The sequence below is a fragment of the Nocardia sp. NRRL S-836 genome (genome assembly GCF_001279525.1).
Classification (GTDB): domain Bacteria; phylum Actinomycetota; class Actinomycetes; order Mycobacteriales; family Pseudonocardiaceae; genus Lentzea.
Map to the genome: position 1 here is coordinate 1 of NZ_LGDY01000114.1, position 13,531 is coordinate 13,531.

Sequence of the window (13,531 nt, forward strand, 5' to 3'; positions counted from 1 at the left end):
CCCCCACCGCGCCGACCGGCACCGCAACAGCCCCGCCCCTCACCGCACCCCCAGCAACTCGTCCGCGTGCTCCGCAACCCCCGCCAGCATCGCCCCCACGGCCCCGCCGGCCACCCCGAACATCGCCACCGCCGCCCGCAGCTCCGCGATCCCACCGTCCACGAACGCCTCGGCCCCCAGCAGCTGCGTGCACTCCCGCAAAACGAGGTCCAGCCCGTCCGCGACGGCCACCTTCAACGCCATCGCCGAGGCCAGGTCCACGGCGGCCGAGCAGACCGCCGCCAGGCGCCACGTCTCCACCACGCAGCGCGCGAAGCGTTCGCGCACGGCCGCGTTGTCCCACAGCACGCCCTCGCCGAGCGGCTGTTTCTCCAGGCGCGAGCGCACGTCGCGCAGCACGCGGCGGCACAGCGCCACCGCCCACAGCGCGCCGGCTCGGCGTTCCGCGGCCACGTGCAGTGCGAAGGAGGCCAGGCCGCGGCCGGGTGGGCCGACCAGCGCCGAGCGGTCCAGGGTCACCTCGTCCAGGGTGATCGCGCCGATGCCGGCGCCCTCGAAGAGCGAGGTCGGTTCCGGTGTCACGCGGACGCCGGGGGCGTCGAGCGGGACCAGGACCCAGCAGAAGCTCGTGAAGTGCCGCACCGGCTTGTGCCGCGCCAGGACCAGGGCGTGGGAGGCGTGGCAGGCGTTCGTGATCCACCGCTTGGTGCCCGACACGACCACCGAGGTGTCCGTCAAACGTGCCGTGGTGCCCATCGACATCAGGTCCGACCCGGCGCCCACGTCGTCGGTCGCCGCCAGGGCCACGATCGCGTCGCCGGACTCGACCGCGGCGGTCAGCGGGTGTCCGTTGCCGCGCAACAGGGGCAAGGCCGTGGCGAGCTGGACACAGCAGCCGAGCACCACCCCGACGGGGTGGCGTCCGTCCAGAATGGACACGTCGGCGACGGCCGGGTCCAGCTCCAGCCAGGCTTCACGCAAGGCGCACCTGCCGATCGAGCAGCGCCAGTGCGCCGTTGGCCAGCAGCAGGCGGTCGTTCGAGTAGTTCAGCGACGCCGAGCGCAGGTCGCGGAACGTGCGCTCCAGCGCCAGGTCCGACGACCGCAGGTAGCCGTGGCGCAGGCCGACGAGCTCGACCAGCTCGTCGACGGCGGCGAAGCACTCCGAGGCGGCCCGCACCTTCAGCGTGTTCACCAGCATCTGGCCCGCGCCGGTCGAGAAGTCGGCGTCGAGCGTGTGCCGCAGCAGCGCGTGCACGACCTCCAGCCGGCCGCGCACCTGGGCGATCCGGGTCAGCAGCAGCTCGGACGACGGGTCGAACTGCCGTGAGCCGCGCACCAGGCCCAGGACGCGGGAGAACGCTCCGGAAGCCGCCCCCAGCCACGCCGCAGCCCAGCCGAGGTGCGCCAGCGGGCCGAAGGTCGTGGCCACCACGTCGCGGAAACCGCCGGGCTCGCCCACGACCTGGGCCGCGGGCACGGTCCCGGCAAGCCGCATCGGCACGCTGTGGGTGGCCCGCATGCCCAGCGGGTCCCAGCCGCCGAGCACCTCGACCACGTCGAGCTGCGACCGGTCCGCGTACACCAGCGACACCTGGGTCGGCGAGGTGGCGTCCGGGGCCAGCACCGTCACCAGGAACGCGTCCGCGTGCACGCCGCCGGTCACGATCGGCGCGTCCCGGTCGATGCGCAGCGAACCGTCCACCCAGTCCACAGTGGACTCGGACGACAGCAGGTGACCGCCCTTGCCCTTCTCCGTGGTCACGGAGGCCAGGTACACGCGGCCGGACCGGATCCGGTCCACCAGTGCCGGCGCGTGCCGCACCAGTGCGAAGGCCTGCTGGCAGTGCATCGCGTAGATCATCGCGACGGACATGTCCTCACGGCCCAGCCGCAGCGTCACGTCCACGACGTCACGCACCGACCCCGCCACCGGCAGTGCCAGCAAACCGCTGTCCCGCAACGCTTCCAGCGCCTCCACAGGGAACGCCGCCTCGGCGTCGCAGCGGCCGGCGTGTTCGGCGGTGACCGCCAGCACCTTCTCCAGTGCGGGGTTCACGACGCTATCCGCAACGAGTCCACGGCCGCCCAGAGACTGCCCGCCGTCGCGAAGGTCGCGTCGGTCAGCAGCTCGTCGGGCAGCGACACCCGGTAGTTGTCCTCGATGGCGAACAACAGCTCGATGGCGCGCATCGAGTCCAGCCCGAGGTCGCGCAACGACGACTCGGGCGTGATGGTCCGCGCCCCCGCGTACTTCAGGAACGGCCGCAGCACGGCCGGGAATTCCGCGTCCACTACAAACCCCTCTCTCGTCTGAGTTCCAGCCGCGACTCGTCGACGACCACGCCACCGTCCACGACCACTTCATGCGCCAGCGGATGTCCGAGGAACGCGACAAGCGAGGCGTAAAGTCCATATGCGCCAACATTGGGAACGCTCACCACGTCCCCCGGCGACACCGGCGCGACGGCCGCGGCCCGCGCCCACGTGTCGACCGGCGTGCACAGCGGACCGGCGACGATCGTGTCCGGCACCGGCTCTCCGGACGCGACCACGTCCGGCACGATCGGCGGCAGCCGGCGCAGCCCCGACATGCCGCCGAGGTGGTTCACCCCGGACTCCAGCACGACCACGGGCCGGTCCTGCGAGCGCTTCACGTCGAGCACCCGCGTCCGCAACGTCCCGCAGGTCGCCGTCAGGTAGCGGCCCGTCTCGAACGCCACCACCGGCGCGCCGGAACGCCAGCCGGGGAACGTCTCGTCCAGCAGGGCGGCGAGACCGTCCGCCAGGCCGGGGAAGACGGGCAGGTCGCCCGCCCTGGCGAACGGTGCGCCGAACCCGCCGCCGAGGTCGAGGAGCTCCACGGCGAGGCCGGTCTCGTCGACGAGCCGGCGAGCGGTTCCCGCGGCCTGGCGGAACTGGTTCAGCAACGCGTCCTCGTCGCTGATGTTCGTGCCCATGTACAGGTGGAAGCCGGCCACCGACACGTTCTCGCGCGACGCGAACGCGGCCGGGTCGGCGAGCACCCAGGTCAGGTCGGCACCGAACTGTGACGGCACACCGGTCATCGTCAGTCCGTGACCGGGCACCGGTTGCTCGTCGTTGATCCGCACGATCGCCCGCACGGGCACGCCGAGCGCGTTCAGCTGGTCGAGCCCGAACGGCGAGTCGACGGAGAACTCGGTGACGCCCTCCTTCACCGCCTCCCGCAGGTCCTCGTCCCGCTTGCCCGGCCCCGTGTACAGCAGCTGCTCGCCGGAGTACCCGGCGTCCAGCGCCACCTGCAGCTCGCCCGGCGAGCACACCTCGGCCAGGCAGCCCAGCTCCCGCAACGTCCGCACGACGAACGGGTGCGGGTTCGCCTTGAGCGAGTAGTAGATCTCGCTGGGCCGCGGCAGCGACGAGCGCAGCAGCGCGTGGCACCGCCGCACCTCGTCGAGGTCGTAGACGTACTCAGCCACGTGTCCCCCTAGGCATGCTGCAGCCTCTTCCGGTCGACCTTCCCGTTGGGGGTCAACGGGATCTCGGTCACGACCACGCACACCCGCGGCGCCTTCGCGTCCTCGATCTGGTCGCGCAGCAGCGCCAGCACCTGCTCGGCGCTCAACGAGGTGACCGCGAACAACGTCGCCCCGTGCTGCCCGCTCACCGGCGGCAGCACCGCGGCCGCGTCGACGCCCGGCACGCGGTGCGCCGCGGCCTCGACCTCGGTGACGCTGACCCGCGACCCGTGCTCCTTGTAGATGTCGTCGCGCCGCCCCACGAAGTACAGGTAGCCGTCGGAGTCGAGCCGCCCGTAGTCGCCGGTGCGCAGCTTCGGGAACAGGCCCTCGTCGCGCGGAAACCGTTGCGCGGTCAGCTCGGGACGCCGCCAGTAGCCGCTCATCACGTTCGGGCCGCGCACCACGATCTCGCCGACCTCACCGACCGGCACCGGTGTGCCGTCCGGGTCGACGACGAGGATCTCGGTGCCCGGCAACGCCTTCCCGCACGCGCCCGGCCTGCGCAGGTCCTCGTCCTTCGGCATGATCGCCGCGCGTTTGCACTCGGTCAGCCCGAACATCAGCTGCACCTGCAGGCCCAGGATCTGGTGCCGCAGGTCGGCGATCACCTCGGGCTGCATGGCCGCGCCGGTGTTCGTGAGCAGCCGCAACGCCGGTGGCTGCGTGCCCGGCCTGGCGAGCATCCGCGCGAGCCCGGCCGCCATCGCCGGCACCGCGGGCAGCACGGTCGCACCGCACGCCCTGAGGTGGCGCACCAGCTGCGGGCCGGCGTCCGCCGCACTGCCGAGCTGAAGCCGCGCACCCGCCAGCGTGCTCAGGAACACCTGGTAGAGCCCGTAGTCGAACGCCAGCGGCAACGCGCAGAACACCGTGTCGTTCGGCAGGTACTCCAGCTGCGACTGGATGGCCCGCGCGGCGAACACGACCTGCGCGTGCGTGGAGACGACCGCCTTCGGCATCCCGGTGCTGCCCGAGGTGTAGACCAGGCACACCGGGTCGACCGCGATCGGTCCCGGCACGGTCTCCTCGTCGCCGTCCGCCACGGCCCTGCGCACCTCGTCGAGGTCGCGCAGCACCAGCACCGGCTCGCAGTCCTCGACCACGTGGGTGATCGCGACCTCCGGCGACTGCGGGTTGAGCACGCTGAACACCGCACCGGCCCGTGAGCAGCCGTACAGCAGGGCGGGCATGAGCAGGTCGACCGGGACGACGATGACGACCCGGTCACCGCGCCGCACGCCCTGCCGGTGCAGCCAGGTCGCGATGCGGCGGCTGGCCTGGTGCAGCTCGCGGTAGGTGAGCGTCGTGTCGCCGTGCCCGACGGCGAGCGAGTCCGGCCGGGACCGGGCCGCGCGGTCGAGGAACTCGTGCAGCAGCGTCATCTCGTGCTCCCCACCACGGCCGCGCCGGCGAACAGCCCGCACAGCGAGTCCAGGTCCCGCAGGCTGTCCGGCGTGAGCGCCTCGGCCTCGATCTCCACACCGAGCCGCGCCTCGACCCGTTCGATCACGTCGACCAGCCGGAACGAGCTGAACCCCGGCAACTCGCGCAACGGCGTCCGACCGCTGTGAACCCGGTTCACAAGCACTTCGCTCGCTTCGGCCGACACCACGGAACGCACGTGTGTCAGCTCTTCATCGCGTTTCAGCAGCCGGGCCAGTTCACCGGGCACGCTCGGCACCAGCACCCCGCCGCGCAGCACCCGGCGCATCGCCACGTAGCTGTGCGCGGCCAGTGCGTTCCACTCGCGGGCGTGCTCCTCGAACGTCGCCGAGTCGAGCCACGCCGCGTGCAGGCCGCGTGACCGTGCCAGCAGCCAGATGTCGAGCACCATCCGTTCGACGTCGGCGCACATGGCGGACACGTCGACCGTGCTCACGAACGGCGCAATCGCTTGCGGCGCAGGCAGCTCGCCGAACGCCAGCTCGACCACGGTGGCCCTCGGCAGCTCGTCCCACGGCACCCGCCACACACCCGGCCGCGCATCGCCCCAGGGCGTGCCGTTGTGGTAGCCGTCGACGACCTCGCAGGCGTCGCCGCCGTCGCGGAACAGGAAGCTGTGGTCCATGTGCTGGTGGCCGGCGTACGGCACCCAGCTCAGGTCGAACGCGTCCGCCACCGCGTACTGGAGCTCACCGGTCGCGCGGTCCCGCAGCGCGGCGTCGTCGTGCCGCTCCACCACCCGCAGGCCGAGCAGGCGGGCGGCCTGGGCGAGCCGGGAGTCCAGCGTGGACTCGCCGGTCAGCTCGGCGCCCAGCGCCAGGTGCGTGCCGGGGCCGTGGTGGCGGTCGGCGAGGATCGCCAGGTTGACCTGGAGGCAGTCCATGAGGTCGGCGCGCAGGCCGGTGAAGTCGGCGGGGCCGTTGGGATCGGCGGGACTATGGGCGACGGCGGGACCGCGGGAATCGGCGGGGCCCCGGGAATCGGCGGAATCCGAGGCGTCGGCGGAACCGTGTACGTCGGCGCGGACGCCGGAGCCAACGCGGTCGCCCGAGTCGGCACGCTCGCCGGAGTCGGCGTGGACGCCCGATTCGGTCAGGTCGCTGGAGTCGCTCGTCATGTCAGACCCTCCTCAGTCCGGCCACGGCGGCACGCAGCGCTTCCTCGTCGGCGGGCGCGTCCTCGGGCAGGCCGGCGAGCAGCCGGTCGTACGCCGAGAGGTCGAGCAGGCCGTGTCCGCTCACGCACACCAGCACGCCCTTGCGCGCCACGCCGCCCACACCGTCACCCGTCGCACCGCCCGGCACCCCGCTCGTCGCGCACGTGATCGCCGCGGCGAGCGCGTGCCCCGACTCCGGCGCCGGGAGCACCAGCTCGGTCATCGCGAACGCCCGCGCCGCCTCCAGCGCCGTGCGCTGTCCCACGGCCACCGCGTCCACCTGGCCGTGGTGCCGCATCGCCGAGATCACCTTCGCCGCGCCGTGGAACCGCAGCCCCGCCGAGTGCGACGGCGGGATGCCGTACGAGGAGCCGATCGTGTACATCGCCTCGACCGGTCCGGTGCCCGTCGCGTCCGTGTGGTCGTAGGCGTAGACGCCGCGGGTGAGCTTCGGCGTGGCCGACGACTCGACCGCCAGCAGCCGTTCGCCGGAGCCGCGCGCGAAGAACGGCAGCGCGATGCCGCCGAAGTTCGACCCGGCGCCGACCGAGCCCACCACGACGTCCACCGGTTCCGGCAGCTGTTCGGCCGCCTCCAGGCCGATCACGGTCTGGTGCAGGATCGAGTACGTCTCGCCGGAGCCGATGCAGAACGCCCGCTTCGGGTCCGCCGCCGCGTACTCGACGGCCTCGCCGATCGCGAGCGACAGGCTGTTCGCCTGCTGCCCCGACTGACCGACCGACGTCAGCGTGCTCGGCGACGCGTGCACCTCCGCGCCGAACAACCGCATCAGGCTGCCCCGGTAGGGCTTGTCCCGCAGCGAACCGCCGACCATGAACACCGTGCAGGTCATGCCGAACGCCGCGCACGCCGCCGCCAGCGCCGTGCCCCACTGGCCGGCGCCGGTGCCCGTGACCAGCTCGCGGAAACCGGCGCGGTGGTAGTAGAACGCCTGCGCCAGCGCGGTGTTCAGCTTGTGGCTGCCGGAGATGTTGCCGCCCTCGTACTTCACGTAGATCGGGACGCGGGCGCCGACCTCCTCCTCGAACCGCCGCGCCCGCCACAGCGGCGACGGCCGGTACGACCGGTAGCGCTCCAGCACCGGCTCCGGGATCTCCCAGAACTCCCTCGCCGACACCGACTGCCGCACCAGCTCCAGCGGCAGCCCGGCCGTGACCGCGCCGGACGAGGTCTCCGGGGTCAGGTCCGGCGGCAGGTCGTACCCCAGGTGCGGCAGCACGCTCTGCCAGTGCGTGATCATTGTGGGCGCGGTCATGACTCGACCGCCGCGCTGACCACGTCGACGATGTCCGCGACCGTCGTGAACTTGCGGCCGGCGAACAGGTCGTCCGGCAGCGTCACGTCCAGCTCGTCCTCCAGCTTGACCAGCATGCCGAGGAACCCCAGCGAGTTGATCCGCAGCAGCGAGCCGTTCAGCGGTTCGTCGTCGGCGAGGTCCGCGGGGTCGAGCGCCAGCCGGGACTCGCGGATGACCAGCTTCTTCACGACGTGCCCGATCTCAGCCACGCAACGCCCCCTCCCCCTCGATCACCCAGCTGTAGGTCAGCAACGCCGACAGGCCCACCGGTCCGCGCACGTGCAGCCGGCCGGTGCTGATCGACAGCTCCGGGCCGAGCGCCATGGTCGGGCCGTCGTGCAGCCGCAGCGAGCCGTTCACGACGAGCGCGGCCGCGTCCACGGTGTTGAGGAACCGGGTCACCACCGCACGGTCCGAGGCGACGATGCCCTCGGTGTGACCGGACCCGTACCGGCGGATGTGCGCGACCGCGTCGTCCACAGAGGACACGCGGTGCAGCGCGATCGTGCGGTCCAGGAACTCGCGGCCGTGGTCGTGCGCGTCGAGGTCGAGCTTCAGCGCCCACCCGTCCCGCGCCGCCTCCAGCGCCTCGATCAGCGCGGGCGCGATGTCCTCGTGCGCCAGCACCATCTCCAGCGTGTTGCACGCGGTCGGCTCCGGCAGCTTGCTGTCCAGCGCGATCGCCACCGCGAGCGCGACGTCGGCGCTGGCGTCGACGTACAGGTGGTTCACCCCGCCGCCGGAGGCGATCACCGGGATCGTCGAGGCCGACAGGCAGTAGTCGATCAACGAGGGGCTGCCGCGCGGGATCAGCGCGTCGATGACGTCGTGGCGCTTCAACAGCTCCCGCACCACGCGGCGGTCGTGGTCGGTGACGACCTGCACCATCCCGTCGGGCAGCCCGGCCCTCGCCGCCGCCTCGGCCGCGATCCGGCCGAGCTCGGCGTTGGTCTGCGCCATCTCCTTGCCACCGCGCAGGATCACCGCGTTGCCGACCGCGACCGGCAGCAGCGCGCCCTCGATCGTGACCGTCGGCCGCGCCTCGTAGATCATCAGCACGACGCCGAGCGGCTTGGCGATCCGGTTGCCGGCCCGCGCGGTCACGCGGGGCAGCTCGCCGCGCACGTCGTCGGCCAGCTTCAGCAGCACGTCGAGGTGGCGCTGGGCCAGCGTGAGCCGGTCCAGCAGCTCGCCCTCCAGACCGGAGTCGGCGACGTCGGCGGCGTTCGCGTCGAGCACCCGCGACCAGTCCTTCGCGAGGCCGATCGCGAGCTCGGAGCAGTAGTCGGCGTACCGCGGGTCTCCCGGTGGCGGGGCGGCTGCTCTGGCCTGCCCCGCACGCGTCACCACATCCACTGGCCACCGTCCACGATCAGCTTCTGCCCGGTCACGTACGTGCCGTTGACGAGGAACTCCAGCCCGTCCGCGACGTCCTCGACGGTTCCCATGCGCCCCACCGGGATCTCGGAGATCACCTGGGCCCGCGCGACCGGGTCGTCCAGCCGGAACCGGGTGACCAGCTCGTCGGTCTCGGTCATGCCGGGGATCAGGCAGTTCACCCGGATCCGCGGCGCCAGCTCCAGCGCCAGGCACTTGGTCAGGTGCAGCAGCCCGGCCTTGGACGCGCAGTAGTTGGCGCCGTTCGTCCTGGCCCGCATGCCGGTCGTGGCACCGACGTTGATCACGGTGCCCTCGTCCATCCTGGGCACGAACGCCTTCGTCAGGTAGAACGCGCCGGACAGGTTGGTGTCGACCACGGTCCGCCAGTCCTCGACGGACATGTCCAGGAACGGCCGGTCGATGTTGACCCCGGCGTTGTTCACCAGCACCGACACCGCGCCGATCTCCGCGGCCACCTTCTCGACCGCGTCCGCGTCGGCCACGTCGACCTGGTACGTGCGCAGGCCGGACGCCTCCGCCGCTGCCCGGTCCGACCGGTACAGCGCCACGACCTCGTAGCCGAGCTTGACCAGGCGCCGGCTCAACGCCAGCCCGATCCCGCGCGTGCCACCGCTCACCACCGCGAGGCTCATGCCCGCACCCCCAGGAACGCGTCGAGTTGTGCCGTGAGCTCCGGCAGGTGCTCAGGGTCGAAAACGCTGTAGTGCGAGGCCGCCAGCGTGCCGGTGACCAGGTCGGGTGCCAGCTCGCACCAGCGGTCCGCGGCTGCCTCGCGGTCGCGGAAGTCGTCGTCCAGGCACATCAGCATCAGCACGCGCCCGGCGTAGCTGCCGGTGCCGCGGTAGTCGGCGAGCGCCGCGACCTGCGTGTCGAACGTCGCCCGCACCCGGTCGGCGGTGGCCGGGTCCGGTCGCGGGCCGAGCATGCCGACGATGAACTCCCGCAGCTCGGTGTCGTCCTCCACAGTGGACACACGCGGCAACGGCGAGCTGTCCACCAGCACGAGGTCCGGCGCGCCCGGCAGCCGCTGGCACAGCTCCCAGCCGATCGTGCCGCCCAGCGACCACCCGAACACCAGCTCGGGCTCCACGCCGGCCTCGGCCAGCGCGTGCCGCGCCGAGTCCGCCATCTCCGCGATCGTGCGCTCCGGCTCCTCGTCGGGAACCAGGCCGGCCGCGCGGACGGCGTGGACGTTGTACCGCGCGCCCAGGTGCGTGGCCAGCCGCAGGTACGGGTTGAGGCCACCGCCGGCTCCGGGCAGCAGCACGGCGGACGGCCGGTCGCCGCGCCGCACGAGCGTGATCAGTCGGCCGAGCATCAGCCCGCCTTCCCGGCACGGACGAGGCCGGCCAGCGTCGCGACGGTCGGCGAACCGAAGAAGTCGATCATCGGCACCGGGACGCCGTAACGCTCCTGCACCTCGGCCAGGACGGTGAAGATGGTCAGCGAATGCGCGCCGTACTCCAGCACCGGCCGGTCGCGCACGATCGGCTCGACGTTGAGCACACCGGCCCAGATGCCGGCCAGGTCGCGCTCCAGCTCGTCCTCGTACTCGACCGCCGCCGGTTCCTCGGGCACCACCAGCAGTTCGTCGCTGCGGGCCACCAGCGCGTCCCGGTCGGTCTTGCCGGTCGGCGTGGTCGGCACGGTGTCCAGCTCGAACACCCAGACCGGCACCATGTACGACGGCAGCGACCGGGACATCTCCGCCTTGATCGCGTCGTTGTCCAGCTCACCGGAGGGCACCACGAACAGCACCAGCTCGCGGTCCACGCCCTCGCCGCGCACGACCGCGACCGCCTGGTGCACCGAGGGGCACCGGTTCGCGACGGTCTCGATCTCGCCCAGCTCGATCCGGTAGCCGCGGATCTTGACCTGGTCGTCGGCCCGCCCGAGGAACGTCAGCACGTCGTCGTCATCGCGCACGACCAGGTCGCCGGTGCGGTACATGGTCCCGTCGCCGGCGAACCGGTCCGGCACGAACCGCTGGGCGGTGATCTCCGGGTCGTTGACGTACCCGGTGGCCGGGCACAGCCCGCCCAGGTACAGCTCGCCGACCACCCCGGGCGGCGCGAGGTGCCCGGTCGAGTCCACGACGTAGGCCTCGACCCCGGGGTACGGCAGGCCGATCGGCACGTGCGCGGCCCAGTCGTTCTCGCGGTACGACAGCCGGTGCGAGGTCACGGCGTGCGTTTCCGTCGGCCCGTACAGGTTCACGAGAACGCAGTGCCGGTGCCGTTCGAAGAACATCCGCACCTCGTCGTCGACCATCAGCTGCTCGCCGGAGACGCACAGGTAGCGCAGGTGCGGCAACACGACCCCGCGCGCGTTCGCCAGCTGCACCAACGGCCGCAGCGCCGCGACCGGCAGGTACACGTGCGTGACCTCGGTCGAGGCGATCCGGGTCAGCACGGCCGGGAACATCCGGCGGTCGGCCGGCTCGCGCGACACGATCGTGCCGCCCGCGACCAGCGTCGGGATGATCTCCTGGAACGACACGTCGAACCCGAGCGGCGCGTACTGCAGGAACCTCGTGTCGGCGTCCATGTGCATGGCCGCGAGCTGCCACGCCGTCAGGTTCGCGAGCGGGCCGTGACCCATCTCGACACCCTTGGGCTTACCGGTCGAACCCGAGGTGTACATGACGTAGACCGGGAACCCGGTGCCCTCCACCAGCGCGGCGCCCGGACCGTCCAACGTGGACACCTCGGCGTCGCGGCCGATGACGAACCCGCAACCGGCCTTCTCGATCATGTACGCGAGCCGCTCGTCCGGCAGCGACGGGTCGAGCGGCAGGTAGGCGGCGCCGCGGCGGAGGATCGCGAGGATGGCGACCGTGGTGTCGGCGAGGTCCTGGTTCACCAGGCCGACGACGTCACCGGGGCCGATCCCCTTGGCCGCCAGGCCGTTCGCGACCCTGCGGGCGGCGGCGACCAGCTCGCGGTAGGTGAACGTGCGGTCCGGCGTCTCGATCGCGACGGCGTCCGGCGCACCGGCCGCCACGTCGTCGACGATCGAGGCGAACGAGCCGTCCGCGATCGCGCGGTGCCAGCCGTCGTTGCGCGGCACCGGCCAGTCGGTGAACAGGTCCGCCAGCGCGACCGACGAGTCGGCCAGCGCGCGGCGCATCGCCGAGCGCAGCGACGTGAGCAGGCCGTCCGCGGTGGGCGGCGAGATCAGCTCGCGGTCGTACTCCAGCTCGAACTGCCAGCGCCCGTCGACCGGCGTCGCGCCCAGCCACAGGTCGAACTTCGCGTTGCCGTTGCCCAGCTCGTGCATGCGCAGCACGGAGCCCTTGGACTCCGAGAACGTGTCCTGCATGGCGAGCATCGCGCTGAACAACGGGTTGCGGTTGCTCGACCGCTCCGGCCGGGCGTGCGCGACCAGCTGGTTGAACGTGATGTCCACGTTGGACCGGCAGTGGTCGACCGCGCCCTTGACCACCTTGCCGAGGTGCTCGTCGACCGTGCGCGACCACTCGGCCTCGACGGTGACCGGCAGGGTGTTGACGAAGAACCCGCACAGGTCGAACGCGCCGATCGTGCGCCGCGCCATGAACGGGCTGCCGATCAGCACGCTGCCCACGTTGCCGTGCCGCGCGAGCACCAGGCCGTACATGCCGCTGAACACCACGAACGGCGTCACGTCCAGGCGGCGGCACAGCTCGGTGAGCGCCTTGCCCTCGGCGTCGGACATCGTCCAGCTGATCCGCGCGCCGGTGAACGAGGTGTAGGACGGGCGGCCCGGCCGCGGCGAGAGCACCAGCGGTGGCACCTCGCGCAGCTGCTCGGCCCACTCCTTGGCCCGCTCCGCGACGCGTTCCGGGCTGGCGCTGCGGGTCTGCGCCTCGAGCTCCTTGCGGAACGCGATCTCGCGCGCCTCCCGCTTGGCCGCCAGCTCCTCGCGGGACAGCGGATGGGCCAGCGCGGCTTCGAGGTCGCGCACGAACGGGCCGAGCGAGATGCCGTCGAGGATGATGTGGTGGTCGGCCAGCAGCACCGCCGCCGCGCTCAGGTCCGCCGCCCGCACGAGCGCGAACCGGTACGCCGGGCCGCGCGACAGGTCGAACGTCGGCCGGCCGATCCGTTGCGCGACATCGGTGATCGCCTGCTCGAACTCCCACGCCTGCACGGTCACGCGCTCCATCGGCACCACGACCGGCGGTGGCGTGAGCGAGGCGTGCATCTGCGGCAGCGCGGCGAACACCTCGCGCATCGCCGGCTGGATCGTGACCAGCGTCAGCAACGCCCGCGACACCGCCTCGTCGCTCAGCGCGGGGTCGATGTCGAAGCGGACGAGCTGGTTGTACAGCACGGAGTCGGCCGGCGCACCCGCGTCGACGACCAGCAGTCCCTTCTGGGACTCCGTCATGGGCAGCCTCATGCCGCTCCCTCCAAGTCGCGCAACCAGCCCTTCAGGTCCCCCACCGTGCGGAGCTCGACCAGCCGCGTGGCGTCGATCTCCGCGTCGTCGTCCGTCGCGACCTCGACCGCGAGCCGCAGCAGCGCGAGCGACTCGATGCCCGCTTCCAGCAACGGGGTCGAGTCGTCGAAGTCGGTCGACGCGTACCGGGCAATCACCGAATCCAGGTCGGACATGAGCGCAAGCTTCAGCGCCGCCGATGTTTTCTCGATGTTCGCGCGATGGAATGTCGCTGTACGGGCTGGACAGGCCTCGCAGGCCGGGTAATAGTGGGTCACCCTGGAATGG

13 protein-coding genes are annotated in these 13,531 nt (G+C 72.1%); all 13 read right to left on the bottom strand.

Annotated elements, in window-relative coordinates:
* Positions 1-39: 39 nt before the first annotated feature.
* Genes ADL03_RS27865 through ADL03_RS27925 form a run of 13 tightly spaced genes read right to left on the bottom strand, consistent with a single transcriptional unit; the run spans position 40 to position 13,419 of the window.
* Positions 40-981: an acyl-CoA dehydrogenase family protein gene (locus ADL03_RS27865; protein WP_053736529.1), complete on the bottom strand. Its 942-nt coding sequence runs from the start codon at positions 979-981 to the stop codon at positions 40-42.
* Positions 974-2,059 (bottom strand): acyl-CoA dehydrogenase family protein, encoded by a 1,086-nt coding sequence (locus ADL03_RS27870; RefSeq protein ID WP_053736530.1) that lies wholly within the window; start codon positions 2,057-2,059, stop codon positions 974-976. Before ADL03_RS27870 ends, ADL03_RS27865 begins: the two co-directional genes overlap by 8 nt.
* Positions 2,056-2,295 carry an acyl carrier protein gene (locus ADL03_RS48800; protein ID WP_053736531.1) on the bottom strand — a complete coding sequence of 80 codons (240 nt, stop codon included), beginning with the start codon at positions 2,293-2,295 and terminating at the stop codon, positions 2,056-2,058. The genes ADL03_RS27870 and ADL03_RS48800 overlap by 4 nt, the downstream gene beginning before the upstream one ends.
* Positions 2,295-3,461, bottom strand: coding sequence for a decarboxylase (locus tag ADL03_RS27880; protein WP_053736532.1), 1,167 nt, complete (start codon positions 3,459-3,461; stop codon positions 2,295-2,297). The genes ADL03_RS48800 and ADL03_RS27880 overlap by 1 nt, the downstream gene beginning before the upstream one ends.
* Before the next feature lie 8 nt (positions 3,462-3,469).
* Positions 3,470-4,885 carry a class I adenylate-forming enzyme family protein gene (locus ADL03_RS27885; protein WP_053736533.1) on the bottom strand — a complete coding sequence of 472 codons (1,416 nt, stop codon included), beginning with the start codon at positions 4,883-4,885 and terminating at the stop codon, positions 3,470-3,472.
* Complete coding sequence (locus ADL03_RS27890) at positions 4,882-6,063, bottom strand: hypothetical protein (RefSeq protein WP_053736534.1); 1,182 nt, start codon at positions 6,061-6,063, stop codon at positions 4,882-4,884. Before ADL03_RS27890 ends, ADL03_RS27885 begins: the two co-directional genes overlap by 4 nt.
* Before the next feature lies 1 nt (position 6,064).
* The gene (locus tag ADL03_RS27895; RefSeq protein ID WP_053736535.1) at positions 6,065-7,378 is read right to left on the bottom strand and encodes a TrpB-like pyridoxal phosphate-dependent enzyme; all 1,314 of its coding nucleotides are present in this window, start codon (positions 7,376-7,378) and stop codon (positions 6,065-6,067) included.
* On the bottom strand, positions 7,375-7,629 hold the full coding sequence (locus tag ADL03_RS27900) for an acyl carrier protein (protein ID WP_053736536.1): 255 nt from the start codon (positions 7,627-7,629) through the stop codon (positions 7,375-7,377). The genes ADL03_RS27895 and ADL03_RS27900 overlap by 4 nt, the downstream gene beginning before the upstream one ends.
* On the bottom strand, positions 7,622-8,767 hold the full coding sequence (locus tag ADL03_RS27905; protein ID WP_197288706.1) for a glutamate-5-semialdehyde dehydrogenase: 1,146 nt from the start codon (positions 8,765-8,767) through the stop codon (positions 7,622-7,624). The genes ADL03_RS27900 and ADL03_RS27905 overlap by 8 nt, the downstream gene beginning before the upstream one ends.
* On the bottom strand, positions 8,764-9,453 hold the full coding sequence (locus tag ADL03_RS27910) for an SDR family NAD(P)-dependent oxidoreductase (RefSeq protein ID WP_053736538.1): 690 nt from the start codon (positions 9,451-9,453) through the stop codon (positions 8,764-8,766). Before ADL03_RS27910 ends, ADL03_RS27905 begins: the two co-directional genes overlap by 4 nt.
* On the bottom strand, positions 9,450-10,139 hold the full coding sequence (locus tag ADL03_RS27915) for a thioesterase domain-containing protein (protein ID WP_053736539.1): 690 nt from the start codon (positions 10,137-10,139) through the stop codon (positions 9,450-9,452). The genes ADL03_RS27910 and ADL03_RS27915 overlap by 4 nt, the downstream gene beginning before the upstream one ends.
* A complete protein-coding gene (locus ADL03_RS27920) occupies positions 10,139-13,204 on the bottom strand; it encodes an amino acid adenylation domain-containing protein (RefSeq protein WP_053736540.1) in 3,066 nt (1,021 codons plus the stop codon). The genes ADL03_RS27915 and ADL03_RS27920 overlap by 1 nt, the downstream gene beginning before the upstream one ends.
* Positions 13,201-13,419, bottom strand: coding sequence for an acyl carrier protein (locus ADL03_RS27925; RefSeq protein WP_053736541.1), 219 nt, complete (start codon positions 13,417-13,419; stop codon positions 13,201-13,203). The genes ADL03_RS27920 and ADL03_RS27925 overlap by 4 nt, the downstream gene beginning before the upstream one ends.
* Positions 13,420-13,531 lie beyond the last annotated feature (112 nt).

What these genes read in the sequence shown, in the direction of transcription:
- ADL03_RS27885 (WP_053736533.1), bottom strand. Translation starts at nt 4,885, where the DNA reads ATGACGCTGCTGCACGAGTTCCTCGACCGCGCGGCCCGGTCCCGGCCG.
- ADL03_RS27890 (WP_053736534.1), bottom strand. Translation starts at nt 6,063, where the DNA reads ATGACGAGCGACTCCAGCGACCTGACCGAATCGGGCGTCCACGCCGAC.
- ADL03_RS27895 (WP_053736535.1), bottom strand. Translation starts at nt 7,378, where the DNA reads ATGACCGCGCCCACAATGATCACGCACTGGCAGAGCGTGCTGCCGCAC.
- ADL03_RS27910 (WP_053736538.1), bottom strand. Translation starts at nt 9,453, where the DNA reads ATGAGCCTCGCGGTGGTGAGCGGTGGCACGCGCGGGATCGGGCTGGCG.
- ADL03_RS27915 (WP_053736539.1), bottom strand. Translation starts at nt 10,139, where the DNA reads ATGCTCGGCCGACTGATCACGCTCGTGCGGCGCGGCGACCGGCCGTCC.
- ADL03_RS27920 (WP_053736540.1), bottom strand. Translation starts at nt 13,204, where the DNA reads ATGAGGCTGCCCATGACGGAGTCCCAGAAGGGACTGCTGGTCGTCGAC.
- ADL03_RS27925 (WP_053736541.1), bottom strand. Translation starts at nt 13,419, where the DNA reads ATGTCCGACCTGGATTCGGTGATTGCCCGGTACGCGTCGACCGACTTC.